The 17546-nt window shown below is 71.8% G+C and carries 15 protein-coding genes; 10 read left to right on the top strand and 5 right to left on the bottom strand.

What is annotated here, in order from left to right; translation table 11 throughout:
- Positions 1-2: 2 nt before the first annotated feature.
- The 3 genes from ACIGQF_RS27455 to ACIGQF_RS27445 all read right to left on the bottom strand — a co-directional run bounded on the left by ACIGQF_RS27455 (position 3) and on the right by ACIGQF_RS27445 (position 3775).
- Positions 3-554, bottom strand: coding sequence for a hypothetical protein (locus tag ACIGQF_RS27455; RefSeq protein WP_399715304.1), 552 nt, complete (start codon positions 552-554; stop codon positions 3-5).
- Between the two features lie 70 nt (positions 555-624).
- Positions 625-2253: a M4 family metallopeptidase gene (locus ACIGQF_RS27450; RefSeq protein WP_399715301.1), complete on the bottom strand. Its 1629-nt coding sequence runs from the start codon at positions 2251-2253 to the stop codon at positions 625-627.
- Positions 2254-2506: 253 nt separating this feature from the next.
- Complete coding sequence (locus ACIGQF_RS27445; RefSeq protein WP_399715750.1) at positions 2507-3775, bottom strand: SLC13 family permease; 1269 nt, start codon at positions 3773-3775, stop codon at positions 2507-2509.
- A gap of 206 nt (positions 3776-3981) precedes the next feature.
- Between ACIGQF_RS27445 and ACIGQF_RS27440 the strand changes: the two genes are divergently transcribed.
- The 8 genes from ACIGQF_RS27440 to ACIGQF_RS27405 all read left to right on the top strand — a co-directional run bounded on the left by ACIGQF_RS27440 (position 3982) and on the right by ACIGQF_RS27405 (position 12362).
- Positions 3982-4371 (top strand): cell division protein SepF, encoded by a 390-nt coding sequence (locus tag ACIGQF_RS27440; protein ID WP_399715298.1) that lies wholly within the window; start codon positions 3982-3984, stop codon positions 4369-4371.
- Between the two features lie 281 nt (positions 4372-4652).
- Positions 4653-6029, top strand: coding sequence for an ATP-binding protein (locus ACIGQF_RS27435; RefSeq protein WP_399715295.1), 1377 nt, complete (start codon positions 4653-4655; stop codon positions 6027-6029).
- Positions 6026-6370 (top strand): nucleotide pyrophosphohydrolase, encoded by a 345-nt coding sequence (locus tag ACIGQF_RS27430; RefSeq protein ID WP_399715293.1) that lies wholly within the window; start codon positions 6026-6028, stop codon positions 6368-6370. The genes ACIGQF_RS27435 and ACIGQF_RS27430 overlap by 4 nt, the downstream gene beginning before the upstream one ends.
- Positions 6371-6503: 133 nt before the next feature.
- Positions 6504-6971, top strand: coding sequence for a DUF6099 family protein (locus ACIGQF_RS27425; protein ID WP_399715291.1), 468 nt, complete (start codon positions 6504-6506; stop codon positions 6969-6971).
- A 230-nt stretch (positions 6972-7201) separates the two neighbouring features.
- On the top strand, positions 7202-8125 hold the full coding sequence (locus tag ACIGQF_RS27420; protein ID WP_399715289.1) for an LLM class F420-dependent oxidoreductase: 924 nt from the start codon (positions 7202-7204) through the stop codon (positions 8123-8125).
- Positions 8126-8294: 169 nt separating this feature from the next.
- A complete protein-coding gene (locus ACIGQF_RS27415; RefSeq protein WP_399715287.1) occupies positions 8295-9521 on the top strand; it encodes an arginine deiminase in 1227 nt (408 codons plus the stop codon).
- Positions 9522-9706: 185 nt separating this feature from the next.
- Positions 9707-10711, top strand: a complete 1005-nt coding sequence (gene argF / locus ACIGQF_RS27410) for an ornithine carbamoyltransferase (protein ID WP_399715283.1) — start codon at positions 9707-9709, stop codon at positions 10709-10711.
- Positions 10712-10928: 217 nt separating this feature from the next.
- Positions 10929-12362: an amino acid permease gene (locus ACIGQF_RS27405; protein ID WP_399715281.1), complete on the top strand. Its 1434-nt coding sequence runs from the start codon at positions 10929-10931 to the stop codon at positions 12360-12362.
- Between the two features lie 183 nt (positions 12363-12545).
- Here ACIGQF_RS27405 and ACIGQF_RS27400 read toward each other — a convergent pair whose 3' ends face one another.
- Positions 12546-12971, bottom strand: coding sequence for an ATP-binding protein (locus ACIGQF_RS27400; protein WP_399715278.1), 426 nt, complete (start codon positions 12969-12971; stop codon positions 12546-12548).
- Positions 12972-13169: 198 nt separating this feature from the next.
- Here ACIGQF_RS27400 and ACIGQF_RS27395 point away from each other — a divergent pair, with 198 nt between their 5' ends.
- Together ACIGQF_RS27395 and ACIGQF_RS27390 are read left to right on the top strand one after the other, a co-directional pair.
- A complete protein-coding gene (locus ACIGQF_RS27395; RefSeq protein WP_399715276.1) occupies positions 13170-13997 on the top strand; it encodes an enoyl-CoA hydratase family protein in 828 nt (275 codons plus the stop codon).
- Positions 13994-16393 carry an oxidoreductase gene (locus tag ACIGQF_RS27390; protein ID WP_399715274.1) on the top strand — a complete coding sequence of 800 codons (2400 nt, stop codon included), beginning with the start codon at positions 13994-13996 and terminating at the stop codon, positions 16391-16393. The genes ACIGQF_RS27395 and ACIGQF_RS27390 overlap by 4 nt, the downstream gene beginning before the upstream one ends.
- 60 nt (positions 16394-16453) lie before the next feature.
- Here ACIGQF_RS27390 and ACIGQF_RS27385 read toward each other — a convergent pair whose 3' ends face one another.
- A complete protein-coding gene (locus tag ACIGQF_RS27385; protein ID WP_399715271.1) occupies positions 16454-17434 on the bottom strand; it encodes a ScbA/BarX family gamma-butyrolactone biosynthesis protein in 981 nt (326 codons plus the stop codon).
- Between the last annotated feature and the right edge of the window lie 112 nt (positions 17435-17546).

Below are 17546 nucleotides of genomic sequence, written 5' to 3'. Positions count from 1 at the left end.
GGTCACCGGCCCTGATGCGCGTCGCGCGCCGTCTCCACGAAGGTCTCCAGCGCCCGCCAGAAGGGCGAGTACGCGGCGTCGAACCGCTCCCCGGCGGCGGCCCAGCCTTCCTCTCCCGCGCCATCGCGCAGCGCCTGCCGGATCGCGGCGTGGAAGTCGCCCGTCGACTTCTGGACGACGAGCGCGACGTCGGCGGCGGGCGGCGGCCCCTCCAGCTCCACGATCCGCACGCACCGCCGGAGGCGGCCGTACTCCGCCGTCTGGCGCTCACTGAGCGGCTGCAGCGCCGCCGCGCTCGCCTCCCCGTACGGCTGCCGCAGCACGTCCGAGACCTCCCAGAACAACTCGCCCATCTTGTGCGTCTGTTCGATCAGGTCGAGGTAGGCGGTACGGCGGCTGTCGCGGAGCCGCTCGCGGCGCTGGGAGTCGGCCGCGGTCTCGGCCTGAATGCGCGCCGCCCGGGTGCTGCCGCGGCTGGTGACCCAGCTGGCCAGTACGGCGGTACCGCCGGTGACGGCGGCGATCGACAGGGTCCACAGCGTGCTCTCGGCCATGGTCGGCAACCGTACCGGCCGGACGGGGAACGGCCGCCGGCCGGTACGGGGTGCGGGGAACCCGCGGGGATCAGCCGACGGCGACCGCGGACCAGGCCGCGGCGACCGCCTTCTGCTCGGCGCTGTCCGCGCCGTAGAGGTCCTTCGCGGCGTCGAGCGTCGCGGTGCGCGCCGCGGCGTAGTTGGTGCCGGAGGTCATGTAGACCGTCAGGGCCCGGTACCAGATCTTGCCGAGCTTGTCCTTGCCGATGCCCTGCACCGTGGTCCCGTTGCAGGTGGGCGAGGAGTGTTTCACCCCGCCGATCTCCTTCTCCCCGCTGCCCTCGGCGAGCAGGTACGCGAAGTGGTTGGCGACCCCGGACGAATAGTGCACGTCCAGGTTCTTCACCGACGAACTCCAGCAGTCCGCCGACTTGGTGTCCTTGGACGGCTTGTCCATGTAGCGCAGCGCCGCCTGTCCGAACTCCGGCCGGACGATCTTCTCGCCGATGAGGTAGTCCCCGGGGTCGCTCGCGTTCTCGGCGTAGAACTCCACCAGCGTGCCGAAGATGTCGGACGTCGCCTCGTTCAGGCCGCCGGACTCACCGCTGTACGTGAGGTTGGCGGTCGCGGAGGTGACGCCGTGGGACATCTCGTGCCCGGCCACGTCCAGTGCCACCAGCGGCCCGAAGACCTTGCCGTCGCCGTCCCCGTAGGTCATGCAGAAGCAGTTGTCGTCCCAGAAGGCGTTGTTGTAGCCGTTCCCGTAGTGCACGCGGTTGTAGGAACCCTTGCCGTCCCCGGCGATGCCGTTCCGCCCGTGCACGTTCTTGTAGTAGTCCCAGGTGGTGTCCGTGCCGTACTGGGCGTCGACCGCGGCCGAGGAGCGGTCCGCGTTGGTGCCGCTGCCCCAGTGGTTGTCGGAGTCGGTGAAGAGGACGGCCGGCGCGCGGCCCCAGCAGATGCCGAGGATGCAGGAGTCGGTCTTGTTCTGCGCGTCACCGGTGTAGGTGCCGCCGCGGGTGGCGTCCTTGAGCTGATACGTTTCGCCGGCCTTGCTGGTGTTCAGCGGCACGGTCCCGCCGTACAGCGACTTGCCGTCCCCGGTCACGCTCTCCAGCCGGTCCCAGGAGTCGATCGCCTTGCCGGTGCGGGCGTCGGAGAGCACGACGTGTGCTTCGGGGTTGCCCTTCGAGTCCTGTCCGGCCGCCGTGGTGCGCCAGGCGAGCCGGGGTGCGCCGTGCAGTGCGTCGATGACCAGCAGCGGCTTGGCGGTGACCTTGCTCAGCACCGTGCCGGTGCGCGCGGCGCGCAGCGCGGCGGTGCCCAGGCCCGCGGCCTTCTCCGCGCTGATCACGGGCTTGACGCTGGGCACGGAGAGGTCGCTGCGGGTGGCACGGGAGGTGCCGCGGTAGGCACCGTCGGGGGAGAGGTGGACGACCAGGTCGCCGCCGAGGACGGGCAGTCCGCCGAAGGTCCGGTCGTAGCGGACGTGCCGGCTGCCGTCGGGGTCGATGACGACGTCGCGTACGGAGGTTCCCTGGGCGGCGGTGACGGCGAGGTCGGCGGCGTTGGCCGCGAGGGCGGAGTCGGCGCTGCGGATTGCTTCCGCGCGGTCGGGGGAGGGTTGCGCGGTGGCGGTGGCGGGCAGAACGGCGGCGACCAGAGCGGCCGCCGCCGTGGCTATGACGCTGGTGACGAGGCGCGGTCTCGATCTCATCGGACTCCTCGGACGGCAGGGCAGCGACCGGCGGAGTGCTCACCGGCGCGCTGATGGCGAGTCACATTAAGCGTTCATGACAACGGCCTGTCCATACCCTGTCCGACACCGGCACATGCGGGGCACGGGACCTCCGCGCGGTGGTCGCCCGGGGCGCACGGGGCGGTGATCTTGTTACGTACGGGGCGAGCCCGGTGACGCGCCCCTTTCGCGAGCCCGGAGCGGCCGACGTGCCCCCGGGATGCCGGCCGGTTCAGCCGCCGAGGAGCTGCAAGGAGCCCCACAGCGCCACCACGGCCAGGGACAGCGTGGCGGGGACCGTGATCAGACCGAGGCGGGTGAAGTCCTTGAGTGCGACGTCGGTGTCGTGCGCGTGCAGGATGCGCCGCCACAGCAGCGTGGCCAGGGAGCCCGCGTAGGTGAGATTCGGACCGATGTTGACCCCGAGCAGCACCGCGAGCACCGCGCCGGAACCGGCCGGCGCGGCCAGCGGAACGAGCACGAGGACGGCCGGCAGATTGTTGATCACGTTCGCCAGCACGGCCGCAAGCGCCGCGGCGCCGAGCAGCGCCGGCAGCGACGAACCGTCCGGCACCAGTCGGCCGAGCGCGTCGGCGAGCCCGTTGTCGACCACCGCGCGCACCACGACACCCAGCGCCAACACGAAGGCCAGGAACGGTAGCGACAGCGAACCCAGCAGGGCACGTACGGTCGTCCGGCGGCGGGTGAGTGTACGTGCCGCGAGCACCAGCGCGCCGGCCGTCGCCGCCCACACCGGCTCGATGCCGAACGCGGAGGCGACGACGAAGCCCGCCAGCGTGCAGACCACGGTGACCAGCGCGAACATCGGCACATCCGGCGCCTCCGCCGCGCTCTCCGCAGGCGTCCCCGCAGGCGTCTCCGCATCGAGATCGGCGGCGAAGCAGCGCCGGAACACCACGTACTCGGTACCGATGGCGACCAGCCACGGCAGCACCATGAGCGCGGCGAACCGCGTGAAGCTCAGCCCGCTCGCGGTGAACGCGAGCAGGTTGGTCAGGTTGGAGACCGGCAACAGCAGCGACGCGGTGTTCGACAGGTGCGCGCAGGCGTAGACGTGCGGCCGCGCGCGGGCGCCCAGCCGGGCCGCGGTCGCGAAGACCACCGGCGTGAGCAGCACGACCGTGGCGTCCAGGCTCAGTACGGCGGTGATCGCCGAGGCGAGCACGAAGACCGCGGCCAGCAGCCGCCGGGGCCGGCCGGCGGCCGCGCGGGCCATCCAGGCGCCGCACGCCTCGAAGAGCCCTTCGTCGGCGCAGAGCCGGGCCAGCACCAGCACCGCCGCCAGGAAGCCGATCACCGGGCCGAGCCGCGCCGCCTCCTCCCGCACGTGCGCCAGGGGGATCGCCCCGGCCGCGATGACGACAGCGGCGGCCGGTACCGCGACGGCCGCCTCCGGCAGCCCGAACGGCCGTACCACCGCGCACACGAGCACGACGACGAGCAGTGCCGCGGAGAGGGCCTCCGCGAGGGGGGTGTTCAGGGTGGTTCCTTTCCAGTGGTCCGAGCGCTGCCTGCAGCTCGGACAAATGTCGCAGAGTATGCGCTGGCCAGGCGTCATGGTGCAGGATGGGGGCAGCGGATGACGCCGAACGCGTGTCACGCGCGGTCAGGTTTGTATGTATATCCCTAGAATTGCTCGATGCAGATATCGCAGATGCCCAGCGCCCTTGCGAGCGAGGTGATCCGGTGACCCGCCCCGACGCCACCGATGAACAGTGGGAGGGCCTCGCCGAGGTCGTCCCGCTGCGAGGTGGCCGCGAGTGGCCTTCGTGGCCCGACCACCGGGCTCTCCCGGACGACGAGCCGGGCGAGGCCTCCCGGCGCTTCATCGTCATCCGCGTCCAGACCTTCGCCGACGCCCGTGAGGTCGCCGAACACCTCATGGCCCAGGTCCCCGTGCTCCTCGACCTGAGCAGCGCCGACGCCGACGTCGCCAAGCGCATCCTCGACTTCTCCAGCGGCGTCGTCTTCGGCATCGGCAGCGGCATGCACCGCGTCGACACCAACGTCTTCCTCCTCGCCCCGGTCGGCACCGAGGTCGACGAACCCCGCGCGGGGTCTGTGCCGCATCAGTGAGGGGCGAGGGGCGGGGCCACGGGCCTGAGGGGCAGGGCAGAACATTCGGGGCCGGGCGGTGAAATCGAGCCGTACTGCCGCGTGCCGGGCCGTATGCGCGAGACCGGAACGTGTTGTCGAGCGCGGGAGCCGTGGGCGAGCCGTCCGCGCGCCCCAGGCGGCCCGCGCCGGGCGCAGCCCCCGTAAGCGCAGCGCGGGCGCCGTGCGGGGGTCCCCCATTCGTAGGAAGGGCTTTCCGGCGTAACGGTTCTCCGCATCCCGGCCTCTCTAGCGTGCCTGGCATGGACCCCTGGAGCCGCAGCGACGGCACAGACGGCACCGACGAGGACACGACGATCCGCACGGCGGACCCGGGCCCGGCCGTCGCGGTGAGCCCCCACCCGCACGGCCCCGCCGGACCGGCCACCGCCCGCACAGCGGTCACCCCGCCGGATGTGGTGGCCACCGCGCAGGACGCGGGGCCCACCGCGCCGCCCACCCGCCCCCTCATCACCGAACTGCGCCTCTCCGCCTTCAAGTCGCACCGCGGCGCGACCTACCCGCTCGGCCCGCTCACCCTCTTCGCGGGCCCCAGCGGCAGCGGCAAGTCGAGCGCGCTCCAGGCGTACGGGCTGCTCGTCCGGCTGGGCGCCGGCGACCCGCTGGAACGCGCACTGGCCGCCGTACCGGGCGGCGCCGCCGCCTGCGCACCGGACCGCGCCGCACCGGACGAACAGGGCCGGCGCGGCTTCCGCATCGGCTGCACGGTCGACGGCCCGGCAGGCCCGGTACGCCTCGACGTCGCCGTACAGACCGAACCCGACCTGCGCATCGCCGGCGAACGGCTCACCGGCGGCGGCCGGACACTGTTCACCACAGCCCTCACCGACCCCGGCCGCCGCACCGTACAGGCCGCATGGCACACCGCCGGGCCCGCACCGGTCACCCGCGCGCCGCTCCCCGACGACCGGCTGGGCACCGCTCTGCTGCCCTTGCGCGTCGCCGGGACGACGGCGGGCCAGCGCCTCGTGCTGGCGGCCGCCGAGCAGATACTGATCGCGCTCCGCTCGTCCTTCCCCTGCGACCCGCGCCCCGAGGCCGTACGCGCCTTCGCGCGGGCCCCGGCGGCCGCGCACCAGCGGCCCGAGGCCGCCCGGCTCCGCCCCGACTGCGGCAACCTCGCCGCCGTACTGGAACGCACCGGCCACGAATGCGCCACCCGCCACGCCCTGCTGGTAGAGGCGGTACGCGCCGGCTGCTCGCCCCAGGTGAAGGACGTACGGGCGGCAGCGGGCGTGCGGGCAGGAGGCCGGGGCGGGGGCGGGGGCGACGGGGCGGCGGCTCGGGCCGTGCTGGAGCGCGGCGGGGCGCTCGGCGCGCTGCCCGTGGACTGGCTGGGCGACGGCGAACTCCGCTACCTCGCGCTGGCGCTGGTCCTGCTGACCGGCCCCGGAGTACTGGCCGTCGATCCGGTGGCCGAGGTGCTGCCGGCCCGTCAGGTGCTGACCGTGGTGGCGGACGGCCTGGACCGGTGCCTGGACCGGCGGCAGTCGGCCGCACTGTTCGAGCTGGCCGTACGGATGGCGGCGCGCGGACACATCCGCCTGCTGGGCACGGTGACGGACGCCCCGGCCGCCGAGCGGCTGCCGGGGATCAGAGTGCTACACCTGGGGGCATGAGTGAAGATCTTCTTACCCTGCAGCGCCGCCTGGCCGACTTCGCGGCGGCCCGCGACTGGCAGCAGTACCACACCCCCAAGAACCTCGCCGCGGCACTCAGCGTCGAGGCATCCGAACTGGTCGAGATTTTCCAGTGGCTGACTCCCGAACAGTCCGCCAAGATCATGACCGATCCGCGGTCCGCGGCGCGCGTCGAGGACGAAGTGGCCGATGTGCTGGCGTACCTGCTCCAGTTCTGCGGCGTACTGGGCATCGACGCGGCGGCGGCACTGGCCGCGAAGATCGAGCGCAATGAGGAACGATTCCCCGCGAATCGCCCCGACCGTCACTCTCCGGAGTGATGATCCTCGCAAACTCGCCTTAGTTGTCCACAGATTTGCGAATTACTCTAGCGCTTTTGGCGGTTCCAGTTCACTCTGGGTAGTGGAAGGTGTGCGCAAGACAGTGGACGAGGGGCAAGGGAAGGGGTCGTGCATGGATGCGGTGCGAATCATCGCGGCCAGTCGGCACGGTCTGGCCCAGGCACGGACGGTCCAGGACATCGTCATAGAGGCGTGGCAGGCGCAGGCCTTGGCGGAGGCCGTGGGCAGCCTCCTGGCGATATCGGGACCGTTCGAGGTGCGGGTCAAGGCACGAAGGCTGGGCGAGGCAGGAGGCCGGTCGGGTGCAGCAGTGCTGTGCCCGGTACCGAGAACCTACGGCCCCAGAGCGGCTCAGCTGTCCGAAGTACAGGACAGCAAGGTCGCGTTGACGGACCTGTGCGGACTGCTGGCCGAAGTGTGCGAGGCACTGGTGGGCGTGGTCTGCGCGGCGGAGGAGGACGGGCTCTACTGGACCTGTGTGGAAGCGATGGACGCGGCCGACGAGTCCCGCGACCGCGCCGCCGCGATCCTCAAACAACTCCTCGTCCGGGACCGCTTGCACGACCACGACCCGGCCTGACTCCTGGCCTCACCCCGGCTCCTGACCTCCCCTCGACTCCTGACCACCACTCCGGCCCCGCGACCTGTGCACGCTCCAGAGCTCGCGGCCTGTTTCTTCCCGCGACCTCGACCAGCTCCTGTCCGCGCCCCGACTCCGTCCGCGGCGTCGCTCTCGTCCGCGATGTCGACCCGGCGCGTCCTACCGGGTGGGGGCCGCGCTCGGAGGTGGGGGAGGGGGAAGATGGGGCCATGGATCTGCGAATTTTCACCGAGCCCCAGCAGGGCGCCGGCTACGACACCCTGCTCACCGTCGCCAAGGCCACCGAGGACCTCGGCTTTGACGCGTTCTTCCGGTCCGATCACTACCTGCGGATGGGCACGGTGGACGGGCTGCCCGGCCCCACCGACGCCTGGATCACCCTCGCCGGGCTCGCCCGTGAGACCAAGCGCATCCGCCTCGGCACGCTGATGACCGCCGGTACGTTCCGGCTGCCGGGCGTGCTCGCGATCCAGGTCGCGCAGGTCGACCAGATGTCCGGCGGCCGGGTCGAGCTGGGGCTGGGCGCGGGCTGGTTCGAGGAGGAGCACAAGGCGTACGGCATCCCGTTCCCCAAGGAGAAGTTCGGGCGGCTGGAGGAGCAGCTGGCGATCGTCACCGGGCTGTGGGGCACGCCGGTCGGCGAGGAGTTCTCGTACGACGGGACGTACTACCAGCTGGAGAAGTCCCCGGCGCTGCCGAAGCCCGCGCAGACCAAGGTGCCGGTGCTGATCGGCGGGCACGGCGCGACGCGTACGCCGCGGCTGGCCGCGCGGTACGCCGACGAGTTCAACATCCCGTTCGCCTCGCTGGAGGACACTCGGCGGCAGTTCGGCCGGGTGCGGGCGGCCGCCGAGGAGATCGGCCGTAAGGGCGACGACCTGGTGTACTCCAACGCGCTGGTCGCCTGCGTGGGCAAGGACGACGCCGAGGTGGCCCGCCGGGCCGCGGTGATCGGGCGGGAGGTCGAGGAGCTGAAGGCCAACGGTCTGGCCGGTTCGCCGGCCGAGGTGGTCGACAAGATCGGCCGGTACGCGGAGGCGGGCGCCTCCCGTGTCTACCTCCAGATGCTGGACCTCGACGACCTCGACCACCTGGAGATCATTTCCTCGCAGGTGCAGAGCCAGTTGGGATAAGGCGCCACGCCTGACCGGACCTGATGAGGGGCGGGGGGCCGTCGCCCGGCTCCCTGCCCCTCAGGATCGCCGTCCCCGCCGGGCCCCGCGCCGCGCCGGCCCGGTGTTCGCGCCGCACCGGGTGGGCGGATATCGAGTGATCATCGTCGAATCCGGCCAGGATGGAGGGATGGGATTCCATGTCGACTCAGAGGTCGGTCGTCTCCGCCGGGTCATCCTGCACCGTCCCGACCTGGAGCTGAAGCGGCTCACCCCGTCCAACAAGGACGCGTTGCTCTTCGATGACGTGCTGTGGGTCCGGCGCGCGCGGGCCGAGCACGACGCCTTCGCCGACATCCTGCGCGATCGCGGCGTCGAGGTGCATCTGTTCGGGGAGCTGCTGGCGGAGAGCCTGCGGGTCCCCGAGGCGCGCGAGCTGGTTCTGGACCGGGTCTTCGACGAGAAGGAGTACGGGCCGCTGGCCACCGACCACATTCGGGCGGCGTTCGCCGAGCTGCCGCTGGCGGAGCTGGTGGAGGCGCTGATCGGCGGGATGACGAAGCGGGAGTTCCTGGAGCACAATCCCGAGCCGACCTCGGTCCGCTTCCATGTGATGGACCTGGACGACTTCCTGCTGCCGCCGCTGCCGAACCATCTCTTCACGCGGGACACCTCCGCCTGGGTGTACGACGGGGTGTCGGTGAACGCGATGCGGTGGCCGGCGCGCCAGCGCGAGACGGTCCACTACGAGGCGATCTACCGGCACCACCCGCTGTTCACGCACGAACGTTTCCACGTGTGGTCCGAGGGCCAGGCGGCGTACCCGTCGACCATCGAGGGCGGCGACGTGCTGGTGATCGGCAACGGTGCGGTGCTGATCGGGATGAGCGAGCGGACGACGCCGCAGGCGGTGGAGATGCTGGCCCGCGGGCTGTTCGCGGCCGGTTCGGCGCAGACGATCGTGGCGCTGGACATGCCCAAGCGGCGGGCGTTCATGCACCTGGACACGGTGATGACGATGGTGGACGGCGATACGTTCACGCAGTACGCGGGGCTGGGGATGCTCCGCTCGTACACCATCGAGCCCGGCGCGAACGAGCAGGAGCTGAAGGTCACCGACCATCCGCCGGAGCACATGCACCGGGCGATCGCGGCGGCGCTCGGGCTGGACGGGGTGCGGGTGCTGACCGCGACCCAGGACGTGCACGCGGCGGAGCGCGAGCAGTGGGACGACGGCTGCAATGTGCTGGCGGTGGAGCCGGGCGTGGTGGTGGCGTACGAGCGGAACGTCACGACCAACACGTTCCTGCGGAAGCGCGGCATCGAGGTGATCACCATCCCGGGCAGCGAGCTGGGGAGGGGCCGCGGGGGCCCGCGCTGCATGAGCTGCCCGGTCCAGCGGGACGGGCTCGGCTAGGGGCGGGGGAGGGCCGAAGCGGCGCCGGTACTTGCCTGTCGCGGGCTCCGGAGCCACCCCTGATGCCTGTCGCGGCCCCTCGCTTCCGTCCCGGAGGCACCCCTTCGCATAGGAATGCGGTCAGTCGTATATACTTCCAATATTCGATTCGACCGTCCCCGTACGCCGCGACCTAGGAGCCTGCCATGGCGATTGACCTCACGGGCCGCCACTTCCTCAAGGAGCTGGACTTCAGCGCCGAGGAGTTCCGCCACCTGATCGGCCTTGCCGCGGAGCTGAAGGCCGCCAAACGCGCGGGCGCCGAGGAGCAGCACCTGAAGGGCCGCAACATCGCCCTGATCTTCGAGAAGACCTCCACCCGCACCCGCTGCTCTTTCGAGGTGGCGGCCGCCGACCAGGGCGCCCACACCACGTACCTGGACCCGTCGGGCTCGCAGATCGGGCACAAGGAGTCGGTGAAGGACACCGCCCGCGTGCTCGGCCGGATGTTCGACGCGATCGAGTACCGAGGCAGCGCGCAGACGAACGTCGAGGAGCTGGCGGCCCACGCAGGCGTGCCCGTCTACAACGGCCTCACCGACGAGTGGCACCCCACCCAGATGCTCGCCGACGTGCTCACCATGATCGAGCACAGCCCCGGCCGCGAGCCGGCCGACCTGGCCTTCGCGTACCTGGGCGACGCCCGGTACAACATGGGCAACTCCTACCTGGTCACCGGCGCCCTCCTCGGCATGGACGTCCGTATCGTCGCGCCGAAGAAGCTGTGGCCCGAGGCGTCGGTGATCGCGAGCGCCCGGAAGCTGGCGGAGCGGAGCGGCGCCCGGGTGACCCTCACCGAGGACGTCGCCGAGGGCGTACGCGGCGCGGACTTCGTCGCCACCGACATCTGGGTGTCGATGGGCGAGCCGAAGGAGGTCTGGGACGAGCGGATCGCGCTGCTCAGCCCGTACGCGGTGACGATGGACGTACTGCGGGCCACGGGCAAGGACGACGTGAAGTTCCTGCACTGCCTGCCGGCCTTCCACGACCTGGGGACGGCCGTGGGGCGGGAGATCTACGCCCGGCACGGCCTGGAGTCGCTGGAGGTCACGGACGAGGTGTTCGAGTCGGAGCACTCCGTCGTCTTCGACGAGGCGGAGAACCGTATGCACACGATCAAGGCGGTCATGGTGGCCACGCTGGGTCGCTGACCTGCGCCAACGCCTCGCCGCCGCTTCCTTCGCCGGGGCGCCGGCTGTGCCGCTCGCTGCTCGGCGGCGCATACAAATACGCCCTTATGGGCGATCATGCAACAATTCGGTTACCATCGGAAATCGAACTCAGGGGGACGGGCCCATCGGCCCGTCCCCTTCTCCGTGCCCGCCCACCCGCACCGGGCACCTCGCACCACCAGGAAGAGAACCACCCATGTCCGCGTCCGGACTGCGCATCAAGTCCCCCGACCTGCTCGTCGCCGAATCCGGTACGGACCTCGAAGGCCATGGCCTCAAGCGCACGATGGGCCTCTTCCAGCTGGTGTGCTTCGGCGTCGGCGCGATCGTCGGCACGGGCATCTTCGTCGGCCTGTCCGACACCGTCGCCGAGGCCGGCCCCGCCGTCGTCGTCTCCTTCGTGCTCGCCGCGCTCACCTGCGTCTTCACGGCGTTCTCCTTCGCCGAGCTGGGCGGCGCGATCCCGGTCTCCGGCAGCTCGTACTCCTACGCGTACGCCACGCTCGGCGAGCGCACCGCCTTCCTCGTCGGCTGGTGCCTGCTGCTGGAGTACGGCGTGTCGGTCTCGGCGGTCTCGGTGGGCTGGGGCCAGTACCTGAACGAGCTGCTGGACAGCCTGGTCGGGTGGCAGCTGCCCACCGCGCTGTCCGCGCCGCCCGGGGACGGCGGCATCGTCAACGTCCCCGCCGTCGTCGTCATGCTGCTGGCCGCCACGCTCCTCGTGCGGGGCATCCGGGAGAGCGCCCGCGCCACCGCCGCGATGGCCGTCCTGAAGATCGGCGTGCTGATCCTGTTCTGCGCGATCGCCTGCACGGCCTTCAGGAGCGGCAACCTCTCGCCGTTCGCCGCGCAGGGCGTCGCCGGCGTCACCTCCGGCGCCTCGGTCGCGTTCTTCTCGTACATCGGCTTCGACGCGGTCACCACGGCGGGCGAGGAGGTCAAGAACCCGCGGCGGAACGTCCCTGCCGCGATCCTGATCTGCATCGGCGTGGTCACCGTGCTGTACTGCCTGGTCGCCCTCGGCGCGGTCGGCGCGCTCTCGGCCGACGCCGTCGCCGACAAGCCCGCCGCGCTCTCCCTGATCGTCGACCGGGTCACCGGATCCGCGCTGGGCGGCGGGATCATCGCCTTTGGTGCGGTGGTCGCCATCGCGTCCGTCGTCCTCGCGGTGATGTACGGCCAGACCCGCATCCTGATGTCGATGTCGCGGGACGGGCTGATCCCGCGGGTGTTCGAGCGGATCTCACCGAAGACCGCTACGCCGGTCCGGGGCACCTGGATCGTCGCCGTCGTCTTCGCCGTCCCGGCCGCGGTGGTGCCGCTGGACGTGGTCATGAATCTGACCACCATCGGGACGCTCGCGGTCATGGCGGTGGTCAACGTCTGCGTGATGGTGCTGCGCCGCACCCGGCCCACGCTGCCGCGCCGCTTCCGGGTGCCGTTCTTCCCGGTCAGCCCGCTGCTGGGCATCGCGTTCTGCGTGTACCTGATCTACGGCACGGGCCCGGCGACGTGGCTGCAGTTCGCCGTGTTCCTGGCCGTCGGCGCGGTGGTGTACGCGGTGTACGGGCGCCGGCATTCGCGGTTGGGGGCGGGGGAATCCGTGGGCGGAGTGACGCCGAAGGGGTGAACTTCCCTGGCATGGGCCCCTCCCTCCCCAACCACCAGCGGTAAGGCCCCTCCCCCACCTCCACCGCACTCCCCAGACCGTACCGCCCCCGCCCGCCCCGCCTCACCCCCTGTGGACAACTCCCACCGCACCCCCCACCGCAGCCCCCGTCCCGTCCCACCCCTCCCCACCGCACCCCGACCCTCACCCCACCGGCCCCGCCGGCAGTCGGAACCACACCACCTTCCCCTGCTCGGTCGGCCGGTAGCCGGAGTCCACGCTGAGGGTGCGGATCAGCAGCAGGCCCCGGCCGCCCTCGTCCAGCGGGTCCGCCTCCGGGAAGGCGTCATCGCCCAGCCCTTCGACCGGTGCGGGGTCGTTGTCGTGTACCTCGACGTGCTGGTGGCCGCTCGGCAGTACCTCGATGACCAGCTCGATCGGCTTGTCGCCAGCGGTGTGCTCGACCGCGTTGGCGACCAGCTCGGCGGTGAGCAGCTCGGCCGTGTCGCTGTCCGCCGGCACGTGCATGTCGGCGAAGGCCTTGCGGATCAGGGCACGCGCGATCGGCACCGCGGCTGTGGTGTGCGGCAGCGTGATCCGCCAGGACGACGGGGCAGCTGGCTCCGGCAAGGGCTGTGGTCCGTTCACAGAGAGCTTGATGTCCTCCTATAACGGTACGAATCTCCGCCGCAAACGGCTCGTCACCGACCGTGGCGATGCCGGGCGGCGGGAGCCGAGTTCTATCGCGTACTCGTGACGACAGTCACAGCACCGTGATAGCTTCGCGAGGCAGGCACCAGCCCTCCGGCCTTAGGGGGCCCGACGCCCATGAGCCCGTTCACCGGTTCCGCGCACGCCACCGACGCATGGGAACACCTCCGCGTGACCAGGGAGGACGGCGTCGTCACCGTCACCCTCGCGCGCCCCGACACCCTGAACTCCCTCACCTTCGGCGCCTACGCCGACCTCCGCGACCTCCTCGCCGAGCTCTCCCGCGAACGCGCCGTACGCGCCCTCGTCCTCGGCGGCGAGGGGCGCGGCTTCTGCTCCGGCGGCGACGTCGACGAGATCATCGGCGCCACCCTGGAGATGGACACCGGACAGCTGCTCGACTTCAACCGCATGACCGGTCAGGTCGTACGCGCGTTGCGGGAGTGCCCGTTCCCGGTGATCGCGGCCGTGCACGGCGTGGCCGCCGGCGCGGGCGCCGTCCTCGCGCTCGCCGCCGACTTCCGCGTCGCCGACCCGTCGGCGCGCTTCGCCTTCCTGTTCACCAAGGTCGGCCTGTCCGGCGGCGACATGGGTGCGGCGTACCTGCTGCCCCGCGTCGTCGGCCTCGGGCACGCCACCCGGCTGCTGATGCTGGGCGAGGCCGTACGCGCCCCCGAGGCGGAGCGGATCGGGCTGCTCAGTGAGCTGGCCGAGGAGGGCAAGGCCCACGAGGCCGCCACCGCGCTGGCGCGCCGGCTCGCGGCCGGGCCCGCGCTCGCGTACGCCCAGACCAAGGCGCTGCTCACCGCCGAGCTGGACATGCCGCTGGCGGCGGCCGTCGAGATGGACGCGGCGACCCAGGCGCTGCTGATGAACAGCGCCGACTACGCCGAGTTCCATGCCGCGTTCACCACCAAGCGCAGCCCGAAGTGGCAGGGAAAATGAGCCCGCAGCCCGAAGTGGCAGGGAAAACGAGTCTCAGGGGAGGGGCGCTGTCCGGCGGCCGGATCGCGGTCGTCGGTGGCGGTCCCGGCGGTCTGTACGCGGCGGTGCTGCTCAAGCGGCTGGACCCGGCCCGCGAGGTCACGGTCTGGGAGCGCAACGCGCCCGATGACACGTTCGGTTTCGGTGTGGTCCTCTCCGACGAGACCCTCGGTGGCATCGAACAGGCCGACCCGGTGGTCCACGAAGCGCTGCGCCGCGAGTACGTGCGCTGGGACGACATCGACATCGTGCACCGCGGGCACACCCTCACCTCCGGCGGTCACGGCTTCGCCGCCGTCGGGCGCCGCCGTCTCCTCCAGCTGCTGCACGACCGCTGCCGTGAGCTCGGCGTATGGCTGCGTTTCCGTACGGAGGCGCCGCCCGCGGCCGATCTTGCCCGTGACCACGACCTGGTGATCGCGGCCGACGGCGTGCACAGCGCCACCCGCGGCGCGCACGCCGACGTCTTCCGCCCGCGGCTCACCACCCACCGTTGCCGCTACATCTGGCTCTCCGCCGACCTCGCCTTCGACGCCTTCCGCTTCGAGATCGCGGAGACCGAGCACGGGGTCGTGCAGCTGCACGGCTACCCGTACTCCCGCCCGCCCCTCGGCGACGGCCGCCTCGACGCCGCCGCCTCTCCGGGGGGCGGGGCCCTTCCGGGGGACGGGGCCAGCACCGTCATCGTCGAGGCGCACGAGGACGTCTGGCGGCGGGCCGGGTGGGACGCCTGTCCCGTCGAGGAGTCCGTCGAGCAGTGCGCCAAGGTCTTCGCGGCCTCGCTGGCCGGCCGGCCGCTGGTCTCGAACAACTCCACCTGGACGGCCTTCCGTACGGTCACCAACGCCCGCTGGTCGCACGGCAACGTCGTGCTGCTCGGCGACGCGGCGCACACCGCCCACTTCTCCATCGGTTCCGGCACCAAGCTCGCCGTCGAGGACGCCCTCGCGCTCGCCGCCTGCCTCCAGGAGCACGTCGCGCTGCCCGACGCGCTCGCTGCTTACGAGGCCGAGCGCCGGCCCGTCGTCGAGTCCACCCAGCGCGCGGCCCGCGCCAGCCTGGAGTGGTTCGAGAATCTCGGGCAGTACATCGACCAGCCGCCCCGCCGCTTCGCCTTCAACCTGCTCACCCGCAGCCGCCGGGTCACCCACGACAACCTCCGGCTGCGCGACCCCGGGTTCGTCGCCGCGGTCGAGCAGGAGGCCGGGGTGGCGCCCGGCACGCCGCCGATGTTCACGCCCTTCCGGCTCCGCGACCTCACCCTGCGCAACCGCGTCGTCGTCTCCCCGATGGACATGTACAGCGCCGACGGCGACGGCACGCCGGGCGACTTCCACCTCGTCCACCTCGGCGCACGGGCGCTCGGCGGCGCGGGCCTGGTGATGACGGAGATGGTCTGCGTCAGCCGCCAGGGCCGCATTACGCCGGCCTGTACGGGGTTGTACGCGCCGGAGCACGAGGCCGCCTGGCGCCGGGTCACCGACTTCGTCCACACCGGCGCGCCCGGCACCGCGATCGGCGTGCAGCTCGGCCACTCGGGCCGCAAGGGCTCCACGAGGCTGATGTGGGAGGGCATCGACCTGCCGCTCCCGGAGGGCAACTGGCCGGTGGTGGCCGCCTCCGCGCTCCCGTACCGCACGGGCGTCAACCAGATACCGCACGCGCTCAGGCCCGAGGAACTGGCCGGCGTACGGGAGGACTTCGTACGCGCCGCCGAGCGGGCCGCGCGCGCCGGCTTCGACCTGCTCGAACTGCACTGTGCGCACGGCTATCTGCTCTCCGGCTTCCTCTCGCCGCTCACCAACCACCGCACGGACGCCTACGGCGGCGACCTCGAAGGGCGGCTGCGGTTCCCGCTGGAGGTCTTCGACGCGGTGCGTGCCGTCTGGCCGGAGGGGCGGCCGATGACCGTACGGATCTCCGCGACCGACTGGGCCGACGGCGGGACCACGGCCGAGGACGCGGTGGAGATCGCGCGGGCCTTCGCCGCGCACGGGGCCGATGCCGTCGACGTCTCCACGGGGCAGGTGGTGGCCGACGAACAGCCCGCGTTCGGACGCTCGTACCAGACGCCGTTCGCTGATCGCATCCGCAACGTGGTGGGAATTCCGGTGATCGCTGTCGGTGCCATTTCGTCGTGGGACGACGTCAATTCGCTCGTCCTCGCGGGGCGCGCCGACCTGTGCGCGCTGGCCCGGCCGCACCTCTACGATCCGCACTGGACCCTGCACGCCGCCGCGGAACAGGGGTATTCCGGCCCCGGAGCACCGTGGCCGGCGCCGTACCGCGCGGGCAGCCGCACCCCGCCCACGGGGCGGACCGACGGGCCCAAGCAGCGGCTCTCACTGGGCAGCTGAGACGCCCGGCGGACGGACCGGGCGGATCGGCCGGTGAACAGGGCCGCGTCGGCTCGCCGTTCAGCTGGCGTACGCGCAGGAAACAGTGGCGGTGAACACCGCGCAGCCGTGCTGTTCCGCGGTGACCGCGACGCGGGGCAGGCCGGCATCGTCACGCCCGGCGGCCTCGGCGCGTACCCAGCACGGGGCGTCCAGCTCTGCGTAGCGGACGAAGGAGCAGTCCATTGCGAGGGCGAGGGAGGGAGCGCCCACGGCGGCGTGCGCGGCCTGCCGTGCGGCCTCGACCATCAGCATGCCCGGGGCGTGGTCGACGGGATGGTCGAAGAGGACCGGGTGGGCGGTGTCGACCCGAAGCTGCCAGCGGTTCTGCCCGGCCGCCGGGGCAAGCACCACGTCCGCCGTCCGGTCCCGGCCGACCAAGGCCGGGTCGACGGACTCGGGCAGCGGGAGCGTGCGCGAGAGGGTCCGTTCGAGGTCGGCGTACGGGCCGCGCAGCCGCCGGTAGACGGCGGGCGTGTGGCAGCTGAGAGTACCGTCGACAGTGCCCAGTTCCCGGCCGTCCCGCAGAATACGGAAGATCTGCCGCATCGTGGCCAGTCGGCTGCCTCTTCGGACGACGTCGTGGTCGGTGACGTGCAGTTCGAGGTCCGCGGGTGTGCCGTTGAGCGTCAGCGCGGCGGGTGCGACGGAGTACCGCAGGCGGCCCCAGATCGCCGGGTGGTCGAGCGGCACGTGGTGACCGACATGGCTGAGCAGGATGGCCGTCTGGCGGGCGGTCTCCGCGAGCATCACCGGGTCGTGCATACCGTGCGCCGGGCCGTAGAAGGAGTGCGCACGCGGCCATTGGGCGTCGACGGTCCAGGCGTCCGGACCGCTGCTCTGCCAGTCGGTGAGGAAGACCTCGGTTATGGCACTGCGGTGCACGTACTCCCGGGGCACGGTCGTGGTCAGCCGCCGCAATGGTGGCAGGCCCGAGCCCCGGGCGGTCGGTCCTGCTCCGTGCCGGGGCACTGAATGCGGCACGGTCAGAGCGACGGTCATGAGGGTTCCCTCCCTGGTGGGCGCTCGCCGCGCCCGCACTCTGCGCCTGTGGACGTGCGTCGACGCGTCCAAGATACAAACCGGCTGGTTTGTTTTCTAGTGCTCCAGGTGA

This window comes from Streptomyces sp. NPDC053560 (assembly GCF_044544605.1).
Lineage (GTDB): Bacteria > Actinomycetota > Actinomycetes > Streptomycetales > Streptomycetaceae > Streptomyces.
This window is presented reverse-complemented; position numbering and strand designations above follow the sequence as displayed.